General features: G+C 45.1%; 16 protein-coding genes. All 16 read right to left on the reverse strand.

Features of this window, described 5'->3' with window-relative positions; all coding sequences use genetic code 11:
* Positions 1 to 10 precede the first annotated feature (10 nt).
* Entirely contained in the window at positions 11 to 1,102 is a 1,092-nt protein-coding gene (locus FSB84_RS00495) for a thioredoxin family protein (RefSeq protein WP_130543520.1), read from the reverse strand.
* 15 nt (positions 1,103 to 1,117) lie between these two features.
* Positions 1,118 to 2,464 (reverse strand): TlpA family protein disulfide reductase, encoded by a 1,347-nt coding sequence (locus FSB84_RS00500; RefSeq protein WP_130543519.1) that lies wholly within the window; start codon positions 2,462 to 2,464, stop codon positions 1,118 to 1,120.
* A gap of 57 nt (positions 2,465 to 2,521) precedes the next feature.
* Positions 2,522 to 3,445, reverse strand: a complete 924-nt coding sequence (locus FSB84_RS00505) for a hypothetical protein (protein ID WP_130543518.1) — start codon at positions 3,443 to 3,445, stop codon at positions 2,522 to 2,524.
* Positions 3,446 to 3,456: 11 nt separating this feature from the next.
* On the reverse strand, positions 3,457 to 5,034 hold the full coding sequence (locus tag FSB84_RS00510; RefSeq protein ID WP_130543517.1) for a RagB/SusD family nutrient uptake outer membrane protein: 1,578 nt from the start codon (positions 5,032 to 5,034) through the stop codon (positions 3,457 to 3,459).
* Between the two features lie 12 nt (positions 5,035 to 5,046).
* Positions 5,047 to 8,676: a SusC/RagA family TonB-linked outer membrane protein gene (locus FSB84_RS00515; protein WP_207234325.1), complete on the reverse strand. Its 3,630-nt coding sequence runs from the start codon at positions 8,674 to 8,676 to the stop codon at positions 5,047 to 5,049.
* A 284-nt stretch (positions 8,677 to 8,960) separates the two neighbouring features.
* Positions 8,961 to 10,007, reverse strand: coding sequence for a FecR family protein (locus FSB84_RS00520; protein ID WP_147121991.1), 1,047 nt, complete (start codon positions 10,005 to 10,007; stop codon positions 8,961 to 8,963).
* A complete protein-coding gene (locus tag FSB84_RS30595) occupies positions 9,950 to 10,153 on the reverse strand; it encodes a hypothetical protein (protein WP_158643729.1) in 204 nt (67 codons plus the stop codon). Before FSB84_RS30595 ends, FSB84_RS00520 begins: the two co-directional genes overlap by 58 nt.
* 71 nt (positions 10,154 to 10,224) lie before the next feature.
* Positions 10,225 to 10,824 carry an RNA polymerase sigma factor gene (locus FSB84_RS00525; protein ID WP_130543514.1) on the reverse strand — a complete coding sequence of 200 codons (600 nt, stop codon included), beginning with the start codon at positions 10,822 to 10,824 and terminating at the stop codon, positions 10,225 to 10,227.
* A gap of 402 nt (positions 10,825 to 11,226) precedes the next feature.
* Positions 11,227 to 12,681, reverse strand: coding sequence for a TlpA family protein disulfide reductase (locus FSB84_RS00530; RefSeq protein ID WP_130543513.1), 1,455 nt, complete (start codon positions 12,679 to 12,681; stop codon positions 11,227 to 11,229).
* Positions 12,682 to 12,707: 26 nt separating this feature from the next.
* Positions 12,708 to 14,072 carry a RagB/SusD family nutrient uptake outer membrane protein gene (locus FSB84_RS00535; protein ID WP_130543512.1) on the reverse strand — a complete coding sequence of 455 codons (1,365 nt, stop codon included), beginning with the start codon at positions 14,070 to 14,072 and terminating at the stop codon, positions 12,708 to 12,710.
* A 39-nt stretch (positions 14,073 to 14,111) separates the two neighbouring features.
* On the reverse strand, positions 14,112 to 14,408 hold the full coding sequence (locus FSB84_RS00540; protein WP_158643730.1) for a hypothetical protein: 297 nt from the start codon (positions 14,406 to 14,408) through the stop codon (positions 14,112 to 14,114).
* Entirely contained in the window at positions 14,405 to 17,665 is a 3,261-nt protein-coding gene (locus tag FSB84_RS00545; RefSeq protein WP_158643731.1) for a SusC/RagA family TonB-linked outer membrane protein, read from the reverse strand. The genes FSB84_RS00540 and FSB84_RS00545 overlap by 4 nt, the downstream gene beginning before the upstream one ends.
* A 234-nt stretch (positions 17,666 to 17,899) precedes the next feature.
* A complete protein-coding gene (locus FSB84_RS00550; protein WP_130543510.1) occupies positions 17,900 to 19,099 on the reverse strand; it encodes a FecR family protein in 1,200 nt (399 codons plus the stop codon).
* Between the two features lie 93 nt (positions 19,100 to 19,192).
* A complete protein-coding gene (locus tag FSB84_RS00555; protein ID WP_225979948.1) occupies positions 19,193 to 19,873 on the reverse strand; it encodes an RNA polymerase sigma factor in 681 nt (226 codons plus the stop codon).
* Between the two features lie 103 nt (positions 19,874 to 19,976).
* Entirely contained in the window at positions 19,977 to 20,636 is a 660-nt protein-coding gene (locus FSB84_RS00560; protein WP_147121997.1) for a TlpA family protein disulfide reductase, read from the reverse strand.
* Positions 20,633 to 22,021 (reverse strand): RagB/SusD family nutrient uptake outer membrane protein, encoded by a 1,389-nt coding sequence (locus tag FSB84_RS00565; RefSeq protein WP_130543508.1) that lies wholly within the window; start codon positions 22,019 to 22,021, stop codon positions 20,633 to 20,635. The genes FSB84_RS00560 and FSB84_RS00565 overlap by 4 nt, the downstream gene beginning before the upstream one ends.
* Positions 22,022 to 22,036: the final 15 nt, after the last annotated feature.

Raw genomic sequence — 22,036 nt, forward strand, 5'->3', positions numbered from 1 at the left:
ATATGGGTAGTTACTTGATAATTTCTGCCTTGCTCTGGTACTGTTTGGCTTCCCTCTCAAAACTCCGGCTGGCCATTCTGAAATATTCCCTGATGGCTTCCTTCTGCACATCGGTAGCACCTGCGGCCTTGCTGGTGAGGATGCCGTCCGTTATAACCTTAAAAGCTTCAGTGGGCGATAGGTTCCACATATACCGTTTGTAATAATCGATCATTCCATCGAGGTCCTTCCTGACAACATACAGCGCGATCTTGCACATATGGCTTTCAGGTTTTTGCGAATCCTGTTTCAGCAATGCCATAGTATAAGCTACATTCTCCACTTCTTCCGGGGTGTAATGAATATTGTATTTGGCCCCTGTTTCAGTGGCAACAATGTACATGTCTTTCCGGATCTTGTCGAAGATGATCTGGTTGACCATTTCTGCTCCCACAGCCTGGTCGATACGCGCTTTTTCCAGCATCATCTTTCTGAAGAAGGGACTGCCGAATTTCACGGCGCGCAGCGCCAGGTCCAGGTAAGTAAAGCTGAACCGTTCAAAGTCCATCGAGCTGTCGTACAACTCCTCCAATATGGAGGAGGGATCTCTGCCATTATCGAACAGGGCTTTCGCATAAGGATACCCGTTCATCATCGATTTTTTCTTTTCATAGGTTGCCTTCATGCCTGCCATGGAAGTATTGGGGTCCATAGCCGCTTTCACTTTTTCAATGAACTCTGCAGTCTCGGATTTCCCAACGATCCTGTTGATCTCTTCCCCTTTGCTGTCCAATATCAGGAAGGTCGGATATACATTAACGTCATACTTCTTCCTGAGCGCTGCACCCTCCCCTTTTTCCATATCGAATTTCACCGATACGAAACGGGGATTAAAAAAATCGCCGCATTCCTTCTGCGGAAAAACCTCTTTGGCCATCTCCAGGCAAGGCATGCACCAGCTGGTATAACAATCCAAAAAGATCAGCCTGGGAGCGCCTGGATCCGAGGCTTTGGCCATGGCCTGGCTCATTGTCAGGTTTTCAAATTTGATACCTTGCGCAATCACCGGAGCATTCCAAAAAACACCTGCTGCTAACAGCGTAAATAATATAAAAGATTTCATGACCTGATGATATGGTTAAAGTTTGGATTGGATCAATTCTTTCAGTTTAGGATCAGAGGGTCTGATGGCATCGAACATTACGGTCTTGCCTTCTTTGTCGAACAGGATGAACCTGGGCACCGAGATCACTTCGTAATCCTTGATGATGATGCCTTCGTTATTAGAGAATAAATGCAGGCCCGACAATTTCTTGTCTTCCACCATTTTTTTCCATTTGTCTTTTTCTGTATCGATAGATACACTGATGAAGGCAACATCTTTTCCTTCAAATGCTTTTTCCAGTTCTTCCAATGCAGGTTGTTCCTGGATGCAAGGCCTGCACCAGGTAGCCCATACATCAATCAAAACCACTTTGCCCAAATGATCGGAAAGGCGATGTATTTTACCGTTGGCATCGGGATAGGCAAAATCTATCCAGTTGCCACCGGGCTCTTTCAGGGATGCTCTTTTTTCAAAAACTTTCATCCTGTCTTGCTGGTCTTTGGTGATCATGTATTTCATATTCCTGGCAACATAGGCAGACATACCCTGGTATTCGCCACGGTCCAGGGCTTTGAGTATGAACTCAGCTCTCAAATGATCGTTGGAGATCTCCGGAATGATGAGATCCTGTGTACTCCCCATTTCTGATTTATAAATGATGTGATTTACAAAGCCGAGGTTCTGAATATAATTATACCCGAATGGCAGTGTCCACAGCTGCTGATCTTCAAACTTCTCGGTGTTGAACAAATTCACTATGTAGGCCGGATACTGATCCTTCTTACTGTATTCAAACGCCCTCATGAACGGTGCCAGCGCATCCATTCTGAAGCTGTATGGTAACATGTATTTTACATAGCGGTCGAATGCTTTATTGCCGGTTTTGATATTGCCGGTAAATTTTTCAACGGGTGTCAGCAGTGAATCCAGAGTACGGTCATAATGGAGTGGTGCCAGACTGCGGGCATCCATGGAATAGCCGAGCCTTCTCAATGGAGCCATCATATCAAACCAGCCGCTGAAGACCTTGTTCTCTTTGCTGAGATTTCCCTGGTAGCTGACCTGGCCGCTATTTGCCTCGATTGTGATGTCTTCGCCTTTGTGCAGGTATACCGGGTACAGTTCATCTTCGAAACCGATATAACGGATCTCATTCAGGTCATTTTTCGACAGGTCTATTTTAAAAGACTGATCATCTTTATTCAACATGATCTCCGACAGCGAAACCACATTGCCCTGCCCGGCTCTAAAGAAATAAATACGGTCCGCATACTGCTTTGGTGCAATATGCCTGATGAATTTTCCTTTGATGTTGGCATGTTGCGCCTGGGTTGCTGCGGACAAAGCCAGCAGCAACATGAAAAAAACTACTCTCTTCATGGAATTTTATGTATTTGTTATGTCAGACGATAAGCCCTAAGGGCATGTCAATTTGTTTTACTGAACAGGCACGCCTAAATCGGCCAGTATCTGCCGTATATAGCCGTATTTGATCATGATATTTGGTTGGTTGCCGTATAACTGGGTAAATCCTGCTTCTGAATTTCCGAGTGTTGCTTCCAGGAACATGCATACGTCCATCCAGGTAGACATGGGAGTATAATACATATTCCGGGGATCCGTTCCGATGAAGCCGATGGCCTGTGGAGTGGCAGTAGTACCCGCCGGCAGGCCCGTCACAAGGCTTGCTAACTGAAATGTATACACGCTGTATGCATCCCGGGTTGTTATGAATTTTCTTGAAACAGCATAAAACTTTTCGAGCACTCCTTTATACTTGTCGCTGATCACGGCATTGGTTAGAAGCGAACGCAGGATAGCTCCTTTATAGCTGGCCATTGTTGTGGCATCCATTCCTGCAATACCGGAAACCTGGCCGATGATCACGGTATTGAATCCCTTGTATGCATAATTGCCAAAAGCAAAGGTGCTCAGGTCCTCTACCAGGAAGATACTGGGAACATACACGGTTTTTGGAAGCATTGGAATGATCTCTGTCCTCAAAAACGCCAGCGCCTGCGGCACATCCGCTTTGTTGCAATAACTGAAAGACTGAACTAAGGGAGGAGCACCTGTTATGTCAACCCCCAGTGAATAGTTCAATGAAAGTTTCTCGTAATGCGTGTATGCATGTCCGAACACATCAACGCGCTGCTGGGTACCGATGGTATCATTGATATACACCGGGATGCCGGTTTCCTTGTAAAAAAGGTAATTGGCATGGATCGTTGCATCAGCAGGATTGTCTTCCACCACCAGCCAGTTCCTGTCGTAATCCGGGAAATCAGTCACCTTTTCCTTTCTGCAGGATACAGCCATGATCATAAGAACGCATGCTATGATATATCTGTTATTACTCATTGGTTGAAGATTTAAGGTTGAAGCTGGCGAACGTTACGGACAGGATTGGTCAATGATCCCCTGTTGAACTCGATGGCATAATCCGGAATAGGTACCTGCCAGGCGGCGCCATCTTCAGCAATGGATTTGAGCACATAGTTCCCAATCTGTGTATGGGTATTGGATTGTGCATCGTACCTGTATGCAGGATGCCTGATGGTAAAGGAGGAAGACAGTGGATATTTTGAATTCACAGCATATCTTCTGAGATCGAACCAGCGGTGCCCCTCGAAACACAATTCGCGGCGGCGCTCTTCCCGGATGAACTCAACCAGTGCCTGGTTACCCTGTGGCAGTTGTGAAATATCTGCATTACTGAAACGCATCACGCGGAGTTTCTGCAGTTCTGTGCGTGCCTCTCCATCTGCTCCACTCATGGCAAGCGCCTCCGCACGGTTCAGCACCACTTCCGCAAGCCGGAAAGAAAAAATACAGGACACCTGGTCAGGGTCGTTATACGTTCTCCAGGTACGGTATTTTGCCGGGATCCAGGCCCTGCTTTTGGCAGCCCTGTCGAAGAAGGCGTTCAACCTGAGATCTGAAGGGTCATAACTATCCATCAGGTTCAGAGAGGATTTGAAGGACGATGCCCGGTTGTCATCTCCATTCCACATGGAAAGCGAATCATTCATAAAAACAGCCGGCATCACATTGGTGCCCATGGTAAAAATAGTTTCGGTGGATCCGCGGGAAGTGAAATTGCTTCCGCTCACAAACTGGTTCAGGTTGACCAGGCTGTATCCCATCGTTTCAAAATCTTTGGCCGCATCGATCACTTTATCATATTGCTCCGTGTAGAGGTAAACCCGGCTTTGCAGCGCCTTTACAGCGGCAATGCCTATGCGGATCCTGGTGTTCGGATTATACCCATCCAGCAAACCCGCTGCCATCTGCAGATCGGCGATGATCTGGTCATAGACCTTTTGGTTGGGATCGCGGGAAAAGAAATTGTCCTCTATTTTTTCCGACACTTTCAGTGGTACGCCGGGATCAGTTGCAGCGGTGTTTTTCCGGTAAGGGGAACCATAAATATTCTGCAGCATGAAATAATAGTATGCCCTGAGGAAATGAGCTTCACCCCGCAGATGCTTCAACAGATCGCTCTGATCACCGCCTTCCGCCAGTTTGGCTGCCTGGAAGATGATGGCATTCAGCGCGCCGGTACGTTTATAGAACTTTCTCCAACTGCTCTCTTCCCATGTCATGTTCAGGATATTCACTGCAGGCGACTGTGCCCAGTTATGAAATCCGGATAACATATACAACGGGGTAGGTTGACTTGTTTCCACGAAGTCAGCCACGAACTGTTCGCAATCATCATCCATCACATGTAACCAGGGCGCAATGAAACCTGTTTCGGTGGTCAGCTCTCCCATGGTGGACTGGCTATAGATAGAAAGAGAAAGGGAATTGAGAAAAGCTTCCCCGATCATCAGTTTATTGAGGTCATCAGCATTTTCCGCGTATTTCAGGTCCCGCGTATATTCTTCCAGGAATTTGCTGCAAGATGAAAGCGTTAAGCACATCAGCAGTACAATGATATATCTCATGGTGCTTATGTTTTAAAATGAAATATTGATGCTACCGGAAAAGGTAGGTCGTAACGACAGGTTGATATTAGGCGAGGATCCCGACTGTGCCGGGTCCTGGCCCCTCAGCATTTTATTGCTCAGGATAAACAGGTTGGTGCCGGTGATACTGGCGTAGGCCGAACTAAGGCCCAGCTTCCGGATCAGTTTATCCGTGAAGTTGTACCTGAAAGAAGCGGATTGCAGTTTCACATGATCGGCACTCACTAACCTGACATCGGAATTATCATACATATCGTACACGCTTCCACCAAATGAATAGGCAGTTGCAGGGAATATATTCCACCAGGGCGTATTCAGGTTATTGTCTGCCAGTAATCCCGGAATATTGGTGTAGGCTTCATCACCAGGCCTGCGCCAGCGTTGAACAAACTCTTTACGCAGGTTCTGCTGCGGATAGGCTATCGCCGATGCATACCCTGAAGCGATCTTCAGCATGCGCACTTTATTACCCAGAGAATAAGTGATATTGAAAGACAAACCGAAGTTGCGCCAACCGAAATAGTTGGCAATTCCACCCTGGATAAAGGGCTCCCTGCGGCCGGATTCGCTCATCACCGCCAGGTAAACATCTTCCCTTTCCATTTGTGAATACAGCTTCTGGTATTCCGCGGCTTTGTCGCTTTCCGATCCGTAAAAAACAGGAGATCCATCAACCGGGCTCAGGCCTTTGAACTTATAGGAATAAAAAGTATTCAGGGGTTTTCCTGCAAGCTGAACTGATCCATCCAGGAAGTTCCTGTAGGTCACATTGTCCACCAGCACATTGTTGCGGTTATTGATGGTCCTGTTCAACACTTTGTTCAACACTTGTCCCAGTTGCGGATCGATCCGCCATACAAATCCGCGGCGTTCCCTGTTGAATCCTGCATTGTCTACGGCAGTGATCCGTAAGGCCACTTCCACTCCTTTGTTTTCCAGTGTTCCGCTATTGATCACATATTTTTCCACGCCGTTGATCTCAGCTACTGTTTTATCCAGGTAGGCATCCTTTGTTTTTTTGTAGAAGTAGCCTACCGAGCCGCCCAGCTTTCCTTTGAACAGGGAAAACTCTACAGCCACATTGGAAGATGCAGTACGCTCCCACTTGAGGTCAGGATTGGGATAATTGACGATATTGGAATAGGGCTCATTGTAATACACATTGGTGCTGAGGTTCTGGCGGATCACCATGTAGGCGGATTGGCCAGGCAGCATATTACCCTGCCAGCCCCAGGAAGCCTTTAAGGCGAGTTCATTGATCCAGTTCTGGTCTTTAGCAATATCATCTTTCATGTTCCAGCGGCCGGAAACTGCCCAGATAGGCAGGAAGCGGTTGTTGGACCTTGTTCCAAAAAGGTTGGACTGTTCTCCCCTGACATGCAGGTTCAGGAGATAGCGGTTATTCCAGGAATAGCCGGCAGTACCGAACCAGGCGAATTCATTCGTCAACTGGCGCTCGTAATACCCCAGTGCGGGTTTTGTAGACATCCACTGGTTATAATACCCGGTAAATGTGGTAGGCACGATATCGAAGTAGCCACCCATCTCGCGGAAATATCCTCTCCTGGTAATGTTGAAACCTTTGTACTCGGATGATTTGATCTCTATACCACCAGTTGCCGTCAGCGAGTGCCTGCCGCCTTCACCCAGTGATGTGATATAGTTAGTCTGCAGGCGTGCCGTATAATTGTTGTTGCGTGTTTCATGCTTCTGCAGTTCACCGCCTACAGGGGCAAGGTCCCATCTGGCAGTCTGGTCAGCACGGAGTTTGAAAATATAGTAGGAGTTCTTGGTATAATACACTTCCCTGTCGTTGCTGCTGATACCATACGCAAACGTGCCTTCCACATCCAGCCCCCTGGTTAGTTTCACTCTTAACAACGCTCTGATATTGGTAGCGAGCAGGTTGGTAAGATCGTTACTGTTATCGCGCTCATTCAGGATATTGTAATTATAAGAAAGTATGCCGTTGGTTTGCGGATAATAAAACAAACTTCCGTCGGGGTTATATGCAGGCATGGTACGGCTGGTATTGTACGCATAGTTCATGATGCCCAGATCGGAAGGGGTATAATTGCGGGTGGAATAATTTCCGGAAAATGAGATCTGCGCCAGGAATTTCTTATAGTCTGCCGTGAGGTTCAGCATGGAGGAATAGCGTTTATTGCTTTCGCCCCTGATCACACCGCCTTCATTCTGGTATCCCATGGACGCATAATATTTGATCTCGCTGGAGCCACCGGAAAGGCTTAACGTGTGGTTATGCGAAAATGCATCCTGGGTAATGAGGCCCAACCAATCGGTATTGACGTTTGCATAATAATCACTCAGGCGTTTGAACTCATCATAATTGATATTGCCCTTGTAATAATCCTGCAGGGCGCTTTCATAACCTGACCACTGGGTGATATTGTTGTATCGCATCCCCCGTTCCACCATTTCTTTGGAAACATCCATTCTTTCCCTGGAATTCATCATATACATGCTCCGGTCTGAATACCTGGGACGTTGTGTATAACCGGCAGTCATGGAATAGGTGATGGTGGGTTTGCCGGTCCTGCCTTTTTTGGTGGTGATCACAATCACACCGTTACCAGCTTTTGCACCATAGAGTGCGGTGGCGGAAGCGTCTTTCAAGACATCAATCTGATCAATGTCCTCAGGATTTAAGCCGGCAATGGCGTTGCCCAGCAGGTTTACAAAATCAAGATCATTGATCTGTTGGGGATCTACATTCACCGGATCAGTGAGCACAATTCCATCAAGTACCCATAGCGGCTCTCTGTTGCCGAGAATGGTGGAGGTTCCGCGGATCCTCAGTTTAGGGGCAGCCCCAACCTGACCGGAGTTTTGCATGAAGATCATTCCGGATACGCGGCCTTCGAGCAATTTGTCAACCGTATTGATGCCGGGCGTCAGGATGTCTTCCATTTTGATAGTAGTCACTGCGCTCGTCAGTTTCCTTCTGTCGATCTTCTGGTAACCGGTATTGGCCACGATGCTCACGTCTTCCAGTTTTGTTGCGGAAGGCTTTAAATTAATGACCAGACTTTTGGGGTTGTTGAGCATGGAAGCGGTTACAATGATGGTAACTGTTTCATAGCCGATATAAGAAACGGTAAGGCGGTCTCCTTCCTTTATATCTATGGTAAATAAGCCCGTGATATCTGAAGTGGTGGATACTTTGCCGGCGCGGTGCATGATGGTGGCGCCGGAAAGCGGATGGCCCAGAATATCCTGCACAATGCCACGGAGGGGAGCAAAGAGGTGAATGGTTTCTCCATATCTGATGGCATCTTTATCCGGTTGCCGGTCAGACGAGGCAGACCTGGGAGAAATAAAAATGTTTTTCCCTTTCAGGCTGTACTTCAAAGCCGGTTGCGACTTAAAGATTTCCTCCAGGAATTTTTCTACCGGAAGGTCCATGGCCTTTACTGTAACGGGCTTCGATATCCGCAGGACGGACTCAGAATAAAAAGATAAAAAGCCGGTTTGCTTTTTAATGGTGGATAAAACAGATTCCAAAGAAACGTTCTCCCCGGAAAAGCTGACATTCTGGGCCAGGCCTTTAGCGGAAACGTTCAAAATAAAAGCCGTCAATAAAATGAATGTTAGTTTCATTACTAACAGGGTTTTGGTTATGTACCGGCGCCCCACCCGGGCCGGCCAAGCACAATAAGCAGTTTTTTGCATAAATTGCAATGTTTGGGTGAAGAAAGCAGTCTTGGAAGAGACCTATCAGTTTTTGGTAATCCAAACTTATTCCGGAAGAGCTTCAGACCTCTTCCGGTTTTTTATTTGGAGAGCGGTGAACGTTTAATGCATCTTACTTTGTTGATTGTTGGTTCTATGATGAGCTTTATTGAGCTGTAAATCGTTTGTTCTATAAATGGCGTGCAGCGTTATCAGAGTAGCTTAAGAGTTTTTCCTTCCATCCGGAATTTCACTCCCATTTCCGTCAACACTTCCAGGATATCGGAGAGGTTGACATTCCTGTAAAACTCTCCTTTGAAAATGATATCCGGCACATTGTTACTGTACTCCACCCTGATATTGTACCACCTTTCCAATTGCTTCATTACCTGCCTGAGATTAGCGCCATTGAACTCGAATATTCCGTTTTTCCAGGCGAGAATCTGGTCAGGGTTAGGAGTATTGAGGATCTTTATTGGCTCAGCCGCCTGTATCGATTGAATGGCCTGCTGACCTGGCTTCAAAATAACTGCCGTTGCTTTTGAGTCAACCGGCACGGCCTTCTCATTGGTGACAGCAGGTAATATTTTTACACTTCCACTGATCAGCGTTGTTTGAATATTTCCTTCATCAGTATAAGCATTGATGTTGAAACTGGTGCCAAGCACCTGTACTGTTGACTGACCATCTATATCCACGGTAAATATTTTGGACCTGTCCTGCGCCACTTCCAGGTAAACCTCACCTGTTACTCTGATTTGCCTTTTCCCATTATTGAAAACAGAAGGGAAACTGATACTGGAAGCCGCGTTCAGCCAGGCTTTTGTACCATCGGGTAAAGTCAGTTGGTATTGGCCTCCATTGGGAGTGGCCAACTTTATCATTTTTCCTGCATCGGCCAACTGTTCGCCATCTGAATAGGCAATAGTTGCTCCAACGGCGATGCCCGTTTTATCAGAGGAAAGGTCAATTTGCTTATCGTCAACAGTCAGTACCGCTTTGTTGGTGCCGGGCAGGATGCCTGACGAAACAATGCCCGGACCAGCCCCCGGGGCTGACTTTGTCCGCATGTCGGCAGACAGCATTACAGCGGTTGAAATACCGGCGATCAAAATGGCTGCGGCTGCATAACGGACCCATGACCGGCGATAAAGAGGAACAGGTTTTACGGGGGGTGATTCCCGGGACATGCGCTCCGCCTTCAATTTCTGCTCCAGGTTTTCCAATACATCGGGAAAGCTGAGGTCATGTCCCCCCATTCTTCCCAACTGTTTTTCATTGCCTGCTGCAGCACTTCATCGTTTTGCGGGTCCTGCAAAAAACTGCGGAACAAGGTCAATTCTTCAGGAGTTATGCTACCCTGGAGATACCTGTCGATATAATATTCAAATGTCTGCGTTTGCATGTATTGGTATAAGAGTGTATGATTTTTGGAAAGAGGACAGGTTGGACTGAAAAAAAAAGAAAAAATATTTTTTACAGTACAAAACCAGCCAGGATAGAAATAATGATACCGGCATTTTTTTTCAGATAGTGCCTTAAAAACACAAGCGCTTCCACAATATGTTGTCGTACCGCGCTACGGCTGATGCCCAGGCGTTGGGCGATCTCTTCGTAGGTAAGGTCTTCTTTCCTGCTGAGAAAGAACACCTCCTTTCGGCGTGCCGGCAATTGGTCAATACCCCGTTGAAGGATCTCCATCAGTTCTTTGGATTCGAGCTCCTGCTGCCCGGTTTGACCGTAGGTAAGTTTATAGAGATGGTCGGGATTTATTGGCTGGCTACCCAGCATTTTCTGTTTTAAAGCGGCTTTGGCCCTGTTCCTTGTGATCACGAATATGTAGCCGGGGAAATTATCAATCCCTGTGATGGTATCCTTGTATTTCCAAAGGCTGGTAAATATGTCCTGGAGGATTTCCTCAGCCAGCTCAGGCTGTTTCAACCAGTAAATAAGGTATGAGTAAATACGGTTGGCATAGCGGTTCATGATAATGGAAAATGCCCGCTCATCGCCACGAGCAACTTGCTCCAGCAAGTCTCTCTCATCGTCCTCGATCTGTAAGTTGCCGTTACCCAATATGTAGCATTAATGATTGCTGGCGTAAATTAGAATATTTTTGGGAAACGAAATTACAAAGGCAGATTGGACCTGCAATGTAAGAACCTTCGGATCTGCAGAGTTCCAAACATCAAATCCGTAGAATTATTGCAAAACAGAAAAGGTATTGAGTAACATACCAGTCTTTACCGGATGATCACTAACTCTACTCAATTGCAATGGACAATAGCCTCAAATCATTGAGAAAATGGTTCGAAAATTCTCCAATTCCGGCAACAAAAAGAGAGATCGAGAAATCGGTCTCTCTTTTTTGTTTTCAGCCTGCCCTCCTGAATAATAAAAAGAATCGCCAACTACTGCAATACTAATTACAGTAATTGGCGATACACCAAACAAAAAGTTCAGTTCTTCAATAAGTGATTACATGAATTTCCTTACAAAGTTCCTGAAGCCAACTTTATCAGTCCGTGGATCAGGCGGGATACCGGCTATGTTTCCATTTTTGTCCACCACAACCAGCTGCGGATAAGCATACAGATTAAGGTGTTTGATAAACGGATGTTTTTGTTCCTGGTCTTCCGTATATAATTGCAATGTTTTCTTTCCTGAATATTTTCCAATACCCTGCAGCCAGTATTTCCTCTCATCAACCCCTACAGAAACGAAGCGGATATTTTCGTTTTTCATTTCCTCCTCCAGCTCGTCCATTGCAGGGGCCATTGCTTTGCAGCCTCCGCAGCCATTAAACCAGAAGTCCATTACCACCACATTGCCTTTGAAGTCCGCCAACTGGTGGATTTTTCCTGTTGAGTCAGGCAAAGCAAATTTGTAAAAGGGCGTGCCGGTCCTGAAATTGGATTGCGCATGATCATAGATGGCTTTTACCTGTTTAAAAAAAGGATTGCGAGCATCCACCTGGTCCAGGTAGAACTGGTACATTTTTCTTACATCAGGATTATCCATTTTAGCTTCTACATATGTCAGTGTTTGCCGCGATAACTGGTAATCCCTGACAATTGGTTTATCCTTCAGGTACTTCATTGCCATCTTGGCGAATTCCAGTTTTCTATCCTGTCTGAAAACATCACCTCCAACATAATAAGGATTTTTGAACTCCGATAATTGAATATAGTCGGATACCGCAGCTCCACCATGATAATAGATCACATTTGATTTGAAGAAAACATCGATCCTTTTTTTCTGTACGATATACTTGTTGAACAAATATCTGAGAGAATCATTTTCACTTTGTAGTGAACTGATGAACAGCATATAAAAAACGCCATCGTACAGTTGCCCCTTAATAATATCCCTGGCCTGTGGAGAAATATTTCCTTTAAATGATTTCAACGCTGCATCTATGGCGTTGAATTTCCTGTCACTGGATTCATATTTATAAGTCAGGGATTGTAATGCATACTTTGGGTCCTTATTGAAAAGATCCAGCATAGCCCCTGTTGCTGCTTTGGTCATATTCAACTTATCGCTGCCCCTTCCTGAAAATCCTATATTTACGATCCCAAATCCAAAATGTCCGGCAGTTTTCATCTCCGGTACGCTCACATGAATACTATCGGAAGGCTCCATCAGCATTTCATATACACCGGGAAAAACAAGAAATTTATCATTTATGAAAACAGATACATTGGTTGGTTTGCTGATATTGAATGCAAATTCAAATTTGCCGTTCCCCACCTCCATTTCATAAGTTGTTAACGACTCCCTCGTAATCAGAAACGGATCGGACATTCGCAAAGTTACTTTCAAAATGCTGTCTTCAGCGCCAGCCACAGTTCCGGTAATCTTAGTAATACCCTGAGCTGTTACTATGCAGTAAATGAATGAGAACAAAGAGATCAATGCCAGTTTTTTCATTATCTTATTTTTAAGACTTCAGTTAATTAATATTGATTTTGTGTAATACCGTTGTAATTGATCACAAACTGTGGAATGGGCAATACATAGCGCGGATCATTCGGAGGCAAATTGTAGGTTTCCGAACCGATAGTGCGTGTAAGCGTTTTCGCATACTGAGGATCACGGTTCAGTCTTTTCAGATCCTGCCACCTAATTCCTCTCGTTACAAGTTCTTTACGTCTTTCTGCCAGTATTCTGTCTAGTGCCTCCTTCTGGTTCTGCGCTGTCAGCGGAACAAAAGATTGGGAAATATATCTTTTGGATAAAAGGATATTGAGGGCATCCATAGCGCCATCGGGATCTCCCAGCCGGGCTTTGGTTTCTGCCAGTATCAACAATACTTCTGCTGTGGTAGTACCTGTAAACAGCTGACCGGAATAACTTCCCCGGAAAGAATATTTGTTGTCAGTTTCCTTTCTGAAAAACAATGATTTTCTCAGATCTGTATTTTCATACAAATCGTAGAGGTCGTCCGCTATCCTGCCATAAGTGGGGTTTGATGAACTCCTGGTCATGGCAGAAAACCTGAGATGCATTTCTTTTGATTCAATCACAAGCGGACGTGTGCCTGTATTGTTCACCAGGTTGAAATCCTCCACATAAGAATGGTATTTCAAACTGGAATCAGCACTTTTTTGAGCAGCCTGATACCTGTCCATGAACAGGTAAGCTCTTGCCAGTAACGCATAAGCGCCGCCCCTGGCCACCTGCGAGCGGATTATCTGTTCTACAGGCAGCAATTTCGAAGCGGTTTCCAGGTCTGTCACAATCTGCTGATAAGTAGCTTCCAGGCTCGCCCGGACTATCTTTTCATCCTTATCCGCCGTAAGTTTCAGGGGAATACCCAAATCTGCCGGCGCCGTATCGGCATCATAATACTTGCAGAAGTCCATTGCAATATTCAGGAATTGCCTGGACCTGTAAAACAAAGCACATCCTTTGAGGCGATCATATATCGCTTTGTTTTTTTCAGTTCTGTTGATAGTTTCGAGCCCTTCCAATACAACATTGCATATCTGCACCTGTATATAGGCTGCCACCCATTCATTTAACTGGGATGATCCATATTCGAGGTCCCGTTCCTTCTTCCAGGTAATGAAGTCCCTGTCTGAATTGTAATAGAACAGGCTCAATTGTTCGGGAGTAAAGTTGTAGTCATCGCAGGAAGTTTCTGCTGCACCTCTCCCGTCGTACTCGAACTCACTTGAATTCATCAGCAGGTCCAGATCATTCAGCGTAGTGGGTACTATCAGTTTGATATTCTGCTTTTCTTCCAGCCAACCTTTCGAGCAGGAGCTTACCAGCAGACTGATCAGCGCTATTGTTACAAATTGAATTTTCTTTTTCATCCTTACACTTTTAATAAATAATCGTCTGGTTCATCCCTTTTAGAATCCGGCATTCAAGCCGAATGCAAGAGAGCGCACAGGTTTTTGTGTGGGAAAATCCGGGTCAAGTCCTTTTTTATTTGCACTCCAGATAATGCCGAGATTACTGGCGTAGACGAACACACGAAAATTTTTGATACGCAGATCCCGTAACGTTTTCGGACCGAAGGTGTAGGCCAGGCTCAGGTCCTGCAGTCTGATATGATCGCCTTTGCTCACCACCACTTCTGAATTCCTGTAATAATCATCAGCCTGGTAATCGCCCGGATAAATCATCGCAGGAACATTTGTCTTCAACTCGTCTCCCGTTTTTTGCCAGCGATCATAATAATCTCCATGGCCATAATAACCGGAATACAATGATGCGTACATGATGGTATTACGCCGGAAATAATAACCAAATCGATAGGTAATATTGAAAGAAAGCTCCACCCCTTTATATCCAAACGTATTACGCAATGCGCCAAAATAAGGAGCGATGGCATTGCCGTTGTACACAAGATTATTAGCCGGGTCTTGTCCCAGGAACTGTAGGATCTTGCTATATTCCAAAGAAGGTTTGCCATCCAGGTACCCCTGGGTTGGCCGGTTGCAGGATCAAGTCCGGCCCATGGATAGCTGTAAATGCCAAATAAGGAACGGCCTGCTACCGGTGAATAACCAACAGGATTACGGATGATCGTATTATCATTGACACTGATAAAACTGTAGATGGAAGTGATGCGTTGGTATTTTGTCACTTTATCCTTTGCATAGGAAAAAATAGCCGTGGTTTTCCAGTTGAAATCACCTGCCTGAATATTGACTGAATTCAATTCGATATCTATTCCCCTGCCAGTCATATTCGCGAGGTTGCCCCTGTAAGAAATATAACCTGATGTAGGATCTATATCGCCATTGCCAATCAGATCGGTGCCTTTACGACTGAAATACTCGATACTTCCAGACAGTCTGTTGCCTGCCAGTCCGAAATCAATCCCCATATTCCACATTGCATTCTTCTCCCATCGTAAATCCTTATTGGGAGGATTCTGCAAATCTGCAGCAGGTATGGACATGCTGTAATTCGTGGTTAACCTGGCCGTGGTAAATGCAGTCAGCGTTTTATCTACATTGCCACTGTAGCCGTAGGTAGTCCGCAGGCTCAGTTCAGGTAACCAATGCAGTGTATAAAAACTCTCTTTGCTGATATTCCATCTTGCGCCGGCAGACCATAGGGGCACTGATTTCTGATTGGTGCGTACACCAAAAACATTGGACTGGTCTATTCGGGCAGAAGCAGACAATACATATCTCAGGTCAAAATCGTAAGCACCATTGATGTAATAAGAACGAAGCCTGTCCAATGTTCCGCTATGATCATCGTAGTTAGGGATTTTACTGTTGTAACCATTACCATACAGTTTGAAGCTGGAAACATAATCCACTGCCGCGCTCGATCCAACCACAGGATCAAAACCGTACAACCTGCTGGAATTCCCGGTGGTTCTTACCTGCCTGACTTCAATACCTGCAATCGCATGTACCTGGTGTTTCTTCCAACGCTGATCATAGTTCAATTGCAATCTTCCATTCAAAGCATTCAATTCATTAATGGAATTGTCGAGTCGTGCACCCAACGGAATATTTCGTTTCAATACCCCATTCCCGAATGTGGTGTAGCTGTTGATCTGATCACGCATGGTATAACTGTCCTGATCGTACAAATTCCTGGTTTTGCTCCACTGGTTCTCATACTGGAAACGGGCTTCAGCAGACAGTTGTGGCAGCAGAGAATATTTAACTGCCGCATTAAGCCTGGTTTCGGTAAGCAGGTTTTTGTTGTTCTGTAATTCCAGTTCCTTCAGTGGTACAAAATCCCAGTTGAGCAATCCATCTGATAAAGCTTTTTGTTTAAGAACGGAACTAAAGGTTTTGGTTACTGCTGCCGGTTCTCCATTATCATCTACCAGTCTTGCATAAGGGTACATCATCTCCTGCCCCATATTGTTAAGCATTTGTACTACTCCGGCAGATGACCTGTTACTTCTGTTGTACGAAAGATTGACGGTAAACTCCAGCTTCTCCACAGGCTTGAACACCTGGTTGCTATTGAGACTGATGCGGCTGAAATCATTGCCCACCTGAGCTTCCCGGTTCTTATCAAAGCCTGCGGAAAAATAATAGGAATACCTGGGACCGCCGCCATTCAGGCTCAGGGCGTACTGTTGCCTGATGGTTTGCTGGTAGAGATATTTCTCCATGTCCTTCCGAAGGTCGTATCCTCTCAATGCATCGATCATAGCTTCAGCTTCTGTTGCGCTGATCTTATTATTCTTTTGATCATTGAGGATTTCAACCACCGGTGAATAAGGGCGATAGGAAGCACTGGTGATAATATTGTTGTAAAATCCTTTCTCGAAAAGCATTTTTTCGATATCAATAAAATCAGACGGACCCATTTTGGAGATATAGAACAGATCTGGCTTCTCTCCTACCGTTGTGTTCAAATTAAAGCTGATGTTCATCGGCTTGTTGTATGATCCCCGTTTCGTTTTGATCACGATCACTCCGTTTCCCGCGCGTATACCCCAGATAGAAGCCGCTGCTGCATCTTTAAGGATACTGATATCTTCTACATCGTTAGGATTTATATTACTGAGATCCCCTTCATAAGGAAAATTATCCACTACAATCAATGGCTGGTCATTGCCCCAGATGGTAGCCTGGCCACGAATGGCCAACCTGGGTTTTGCACCACGCTCATCTACCATAATGGAAGGAGCTATCCCTTTCAGCCTGGTGATCACATCTGTGGATACCTGCCTGTTGAATGTTTTATTATCAACCCTTGAGAAGGAGCCTGTGGCACGCTCTTTCGGAACGGTCTGATAACCGGTGCCAGCGTTCGATACCGTTACCTCGTTCATCGTTTCAGGATTCGCTATCAGCACCAGCCCGGATAATAATAGCTGCTCATTGCCATTGACCTTTATTTTTCGGCTGATGGTCAGGTGCCCTACCAGCGATATTTCAACAGTGTACTCTCCCTTACCTACCTGTTCAATGATGAAGCTGCCATCGGCATTACTGGTGGTGCCTTTATTGCCTGGCTTAAGCCTGATGCTCGCTCCCTGAACAGGATTCCCGGATGCATCAACAACACGACCGCTTATTGGAACATCCGTCAGGAGCAGCAACCGGCGTAAATCCGTAGCTACCGTTTTCTTTTTTGAAATAAGAATGGTTTTGTCTTCAACACTGTAATCGAATGGCTGGTCTTTGAAGATCAGCGCCAACAGTTCAGTCAATGGCATATTCGCAACACTGAGAGTGATCTTTTTCCTGTCTGCGAATAGTTCTTTGTTGCCAAAGACTACATAACCTGTTTGTTGTTCGATGAATGTAAACACCTGTTTGAGCTGCAGGTCTTTTCCCTTAATGGATACTTTCTGCGCCATCATATTGGCGTTTGCCGAAAACAGAGCCAGCGTGAGCAGTACAAAAGTTAGTTTCATCGCAAGAACGGTTGTGCCACTGACAGCACGATGAGACCTCATTATTGTCGATCTCATAGCCAGCAGCGTTTTGGCTGGGGTTCGCCGCCAATCAGACCGGTCGGAAAACCAGGACTGAGAGGCGCAAAACCCCGAAGCGGAATTTGTCATACCTTCATGGAAGTTTTGGTTGAAAAAATGGATTCACGTCTATTAACCCAACCTGGACATCGCCGGAAGTGGTCTCAACACTTCCGGTTTGTTTTTTACAGGCAGGCCATAATAAAAAAATCGAACAGGATAATAAAATTGCTAAGGAAGCAGGATAAGTTTTCTACCTTCTAATTTGTAATGCAGGCCCATCTTCGCCAGGGCAGGCAGCAGTTTGTTCAATGTAACACCCCGGGTTATTTTTCCGGTCAATGCGATTTCAGGAATATTTTTCTCGTAAACGACTTCTATATCGTACCAGCGCTCAAGTTGTTTCATGATCTCCTGCAAGCTGGCTTCTTCAAAATTGAACAATCCATTTTTCCAGGCCATCACTTTATCGGTATCCACATTTTCCATCAACTGAACCGGCGCCTTTTCAGTAACCGATAACCGGCCCTGTTGTCCGGGCTTCAGCACCATACCTGGGTCAGCCATATTTGCCGCAGTTGAGATCGGGTTCATTCTTACAGATCCTTCCAGTAACGTGGTATTGATCATGGTTTCGTTATCATAAGCGCATACATTGAAATGAGTACCCAGCACTTCCACTTCGGCATTGTTCCTTGCAATTACCCTGAATGGCATCTCACGATTCTTCGCTACCTCAAAATATGCTTCGCCTGATAAATGCACGCTCCGATCCTTCCCCGCAAACACAGTTGGGAAGCGGATAGAGCTGGCGGCATTCAACCATACTTTCGTTCCGTCGGGAAGTGCAAGCTGGTATTGCCTTCCTTTGGGTGTAGACATAGTATTGAATGCAATTTCATCACCGGTTTTTTCATAGACCAGTATCCCATTCACTACCTTAGCCCTTGACCCACCCTGCAGGGCAACCACTCCATTCCTGATCGTATCCAGCAAAACCGTTGAACCATCGGATAAAGTCAGCATTGCGCCATTACGGCCAGGTTGAATAATGGTTTGAGTCCGATCAGCAGATACGGTTTCCGGCACGGAAGCTGGCCTGCCTGTCAGTAGCCAAATCGCTGTAAGTCCTGCCAGTACTATAACTGCTGCTGCTGCCCACCATGTTCGTTTCATGAAATGGATGCTGCCAGGAGACTCTACAGTTTTTTCTTCTTGCGTCACATATCTGAACATGAACTCCCAGTCAACCGGCACGGGCGTACTATCAACAGCTGTGTTGTCCAGTTTTTCCCCCAGGAATTGTTGTACAACCAGTTCATTCCCGCCGTCATTTATATTTGCGAATAATTCCTGCATTTCTTCCCAACTGATCTGTTTCAGCTGGTATCGATGCAGCAGATAGCCTAACCGGTCTTGATGGATCGTCATTGCCGAAAATTAAAATATTGTGTTGGATAAAAGGTTCCCTGTATACGTAGACAATCCCCGGAAGAAACAGGACTGAAAAAAACTACATTTTTTTTATGATGAGATGGAACAGGTTTGCCAGATGATAAATGGTAACAGTAAATGGGGTGCATGCCTGGCCAGATGTTCCCTGATATGCCGGAGCGTTTCCACGAGGATATTTTTGACGGTACTTTGAGAAAGTCCCATGATGGCAGCTATTTCTTCATGTTTTAGTTGCTGCATGCGGCTCATCCTGAATACCGCCTGCTTTTTTTCGGATAAGCCAGCCACAGCTTCATCGATCAGCCTCTGACTTTCCTTTGCCAGTAAAAGATGCTCAGCGTCGGACACAGTTTGATTCATATTGGCCCAAACTTCGCGCCTGAGTTGTTCACTCCTGGCCAGCTTCTTCAGGTAATTATAGGTATGATTGCGAACGATGGTGTAAATGAATGCCCGGGGCATTTCAACCTGGCCCATGGCATCACGGTTCTCCCAGATCTTCAGGAAAGTTTCCTGAACGATCTCTTCCGCATCTACCGCGGAATGTGTGAATTCATAAACAAAATTGAAAAGCTGTATCCGATATGCATCGAATAATTTCCGGAAAGCGTTCTTGTCTCCGGCGGCTATTTCGCGCAGCCATGCTTTTTCAATATCTGATGTTGCGGTCAGCAAGGGATAGTTGGCTCCTGCAGTTGATAGTGTAAAGAAATTGATATAATTATGGTAGGAAAGGTAAATAGAATGCAAACAAATGTAAGGAAATTTCTGCCTGAAAGCCTCCTGTTCAATATTGAATCGCCAACTACTGGAGTTCTCACTACAGTAATTGGCGATACACCTAACAACAGGTTCAGTTCATCAATAAGAGGTCACATGAATTTTCAAAATAAGTATGCGAAACCTCCATCTCAATTTCCACTGGTTCCCTGGCAAGTACTTTACCAACGAGAGCTTCGTTCACTATTTTGTTCTTTGGAATTGCCAGTAGCTTTCCGTCTTTGATCCAAACCTGTCCGTATCGTCCTCTTGCATAGAAAAGCTGGTTTAGTAAAGTGTCCATTTTATTGCCGGCGGCAATGGCCATATCCCAGTTTCTCTTTTTTGCAAAGGGCTCAGCTCTTTTTGGCGCATCAAATAAATAGATCCCAATAACTTTTACCTTATTCTCAAATACGTGTTCGAGTTGTTGCCATTTATCAAGAGAAGCTATGCAGGGAGTACAATAAAATGCCCAGAAATCGAGAACCAGAAGTCGATCAGAGTAATCACTCAGGCGAACCGAACTATCTTTGTTCGGATGATGTACAAGCGGAAGAGAAATATCCCAGAACGCAGGAGGTAAGCTATCTCCGATCACCAATCCCTTTTTTGAAATAAAATCTTCCAATAATGATTCTGTGTTATTTTGTTGAGCATAAGCAAAAGATTGAAAGATCAGAAGAGCACAAGCGGTCAACGCCAAAACTTTACTACAATATTTCATCCGTTTATTTTTTGTTTTTTCAATCACCGGGGATTTTGTTCCAGCTTATCATAAATAATAGCATATTCATGCAGCGGCCATGCGAATCTCAAATCTCCCGGAGGTAAAGTACGTTGCACAGCGCCATTGTTCCTGACAAGCGTTTTGGCATACCGGGGCTCTCTGTTAAGTCGCTTTATATCGCCCCAACGATTCCCTCTCAGCACCAATTCCCGTCTTCGTTCTTCCAATACCCACACTAATACTTCGTCTTTATTTGTACTAGACAGCGCAATATATTTACTGCGATCTATCCTATGTTTTCTTAAAAAGTTTAAACTCTCCAACGCTGTTGTTAATTTTGACTGACGGGCGCAAGCCTCTGCATGCAGGAGATACACTTCGTCAACAGCTAATCCTGAAAACAGTATTGGGCGGCTAAAATCATTGAATCCCGCGTAAGTTCCAAAAAGAGACACGCGGTTGTTTCCATCATTTTTAAAATAGTGATCAGGTCTCAAATCGTCATCCTTATATAAAGCAGCCAGTTCAGGATCAAGGTCCATCATACCAGGCATAGTGAGCTCAATCAACTGACCATGAAACAGAATTTCCCTGTTCTCATATAGAGAAGGAAATGGCTGCGTATTTACATTTTCCGTTTTATTAAGATCGAGCAAATAAGGATTGATCTTAATTGCTTCAGCAGCATGCATTTCTACTTTATCAAACTCATTCAATATGAGGTAGACCTTTGCCAGTAAAGCGTGCGCCGCTGCTTTCCCCGGCCTTGTAGTATGATTTGAAGAAACAGGTAATAACAATATCGCAGCTGTAAGGTCATCAATGATCTGCGCATAGGTCTTTTTTAGAGTAGCCCGGCTTACCTGCCTGTCGAAATTTACTTCTAACTTGAGAGGTATTCCCAGTGCCTGCTCCATTTCGGATACTGTTGGAGTTAAACAATATTGTTCTGCTAAATGAAAAAAGTTAAGAGACCTGATGAACAAAGCAGTTCCTTTTGCGCGGTCAAATTCCTGTTGATCATCAACATTATTTAAATTATCAAGGCCTTCCAATACCAGGTTACACTGCATAATCCGATTATAATTGTCCTTCCAGTCTACTCCTGCCTGTTCACCTGCAAGGGACATGTCGCCCTCCCAATCGTAAGCCATTCTTTCATATAAAGTGGTAATGCCTGTTGGGAAAGAATTATATTGAGCTTCGGTAATAAAATACTCATCCGATCCGCAAGCATTTAAATTAAGACCATTCACATTCATGTTCTTATTATCCAACAATGCTGCATACTCGCTAACATGAGCGGGAACACGTTGGCTCTGGTCGGATTTTTTGTCCAAAAAATTTTTGGAGCAAGCAGTTAGTGAAATTGGCATAAGCAGGTATACCAGCTTTCTTATGATCATCATTTACTAAGATTAAAT

Source organism: Pseudobacter ginsenosidimutans (assembly GCF_007970185.1).
GTDB lineage: Bacteria > Bacteroidota > Bacteroidia > Chitinophagales > Chitinophagaceae > Pseudobacter > Pseudobacter ginsenosidimutans.

Excerpts from the sequence above, each read along its gene's own strand:
- FSB84_RS00495 (WP_130543520.1), bottom strand. The coding sequence starts at position 1,102 with ATGAAATCTTTTATATTATTTACGCTGTTAGCAGCAGGTGTTTTTTGG.
- FSB84_RS00500 (WP_130543519.1), bottom strand. The coding sequence starts at position 2,464 with ATGAAGAGAGTAGTTTTTTTCATGTTGCTGCTGGCTTTGTCCGCAGCA.
- FSB84_RS00505 (WP_130543518.1), bottom strand. The coding sequence starts at position 3,445 with ATGAGTAATAACAGATATATCATAGCATGCGTTCTTATGATCATGGCT.
- FSB84_RS00510 (WP_130543517.1), bottom strand. The coding sequence starts at position 5,034 with ATGAGATATATCATTGTACTGCTGATGTGCTTAACGCTTTCATCTTGC.
- FSB84_RS00515 (WP_207234325.1), bottom strand. The coding sequence starts at position 8,676 with ATGAAACTAACATTCATTTTATTGACGGCTTTTATTTTGAACGTTTCC.
- FSB84_RS00520 (WP_147121991.1), bottom strand. The coding sequence starts at position 10,007 with ATGGGGGGACATGACCTCAGCTTTCCCGATGTATTGGAAAACCTGGAG.
- FSB84_RS30595 (WP_158643729.1), bottom strand. The coding sequence starts at position 10,153 with ATGCAAACGCAGACATTTGAATATTATATCGACAGGTATCTCCAGGGT.
- FSB84_RS00530 (WP_130543513.1), bottom strand. The coding sequence starts at position 12,681 with ATGAAAAAACTGGCATTGATCTCTTTGTTCTCATTCATTTACTGCATA.
- FSB84_RS00535 (WP_130543512.1), bottom strand. The coding sequence starts at position 14,072 with ATGAAAAAGAAAATTCAATTTGTAACAATAGCGCTGATCAGTCTGCTG.
- FSB84_RS00545 (WP_158643731.1), bottom strand. The coding sequence starts at position 17,665 with ATGAGATCGACAATAATGAGGTCTCATCGTGCTGTCAGTGGCACAACC.
- FSB84_RS00550 (WP_130543510.1), bottom strand. The coding sequence starts at position 19,099 with ATGACGATCCATCAAGACCGGTTAGGCTATCTGCTGCATCGATACCAG.
- FSB84_RS00565 (WP_130543508.1), bottom strand. The coding sequence starts at position 22,021 with ATGATGATCATAAGAAAGCTGGTATACCTGCTTATGCCAATTTCACTA.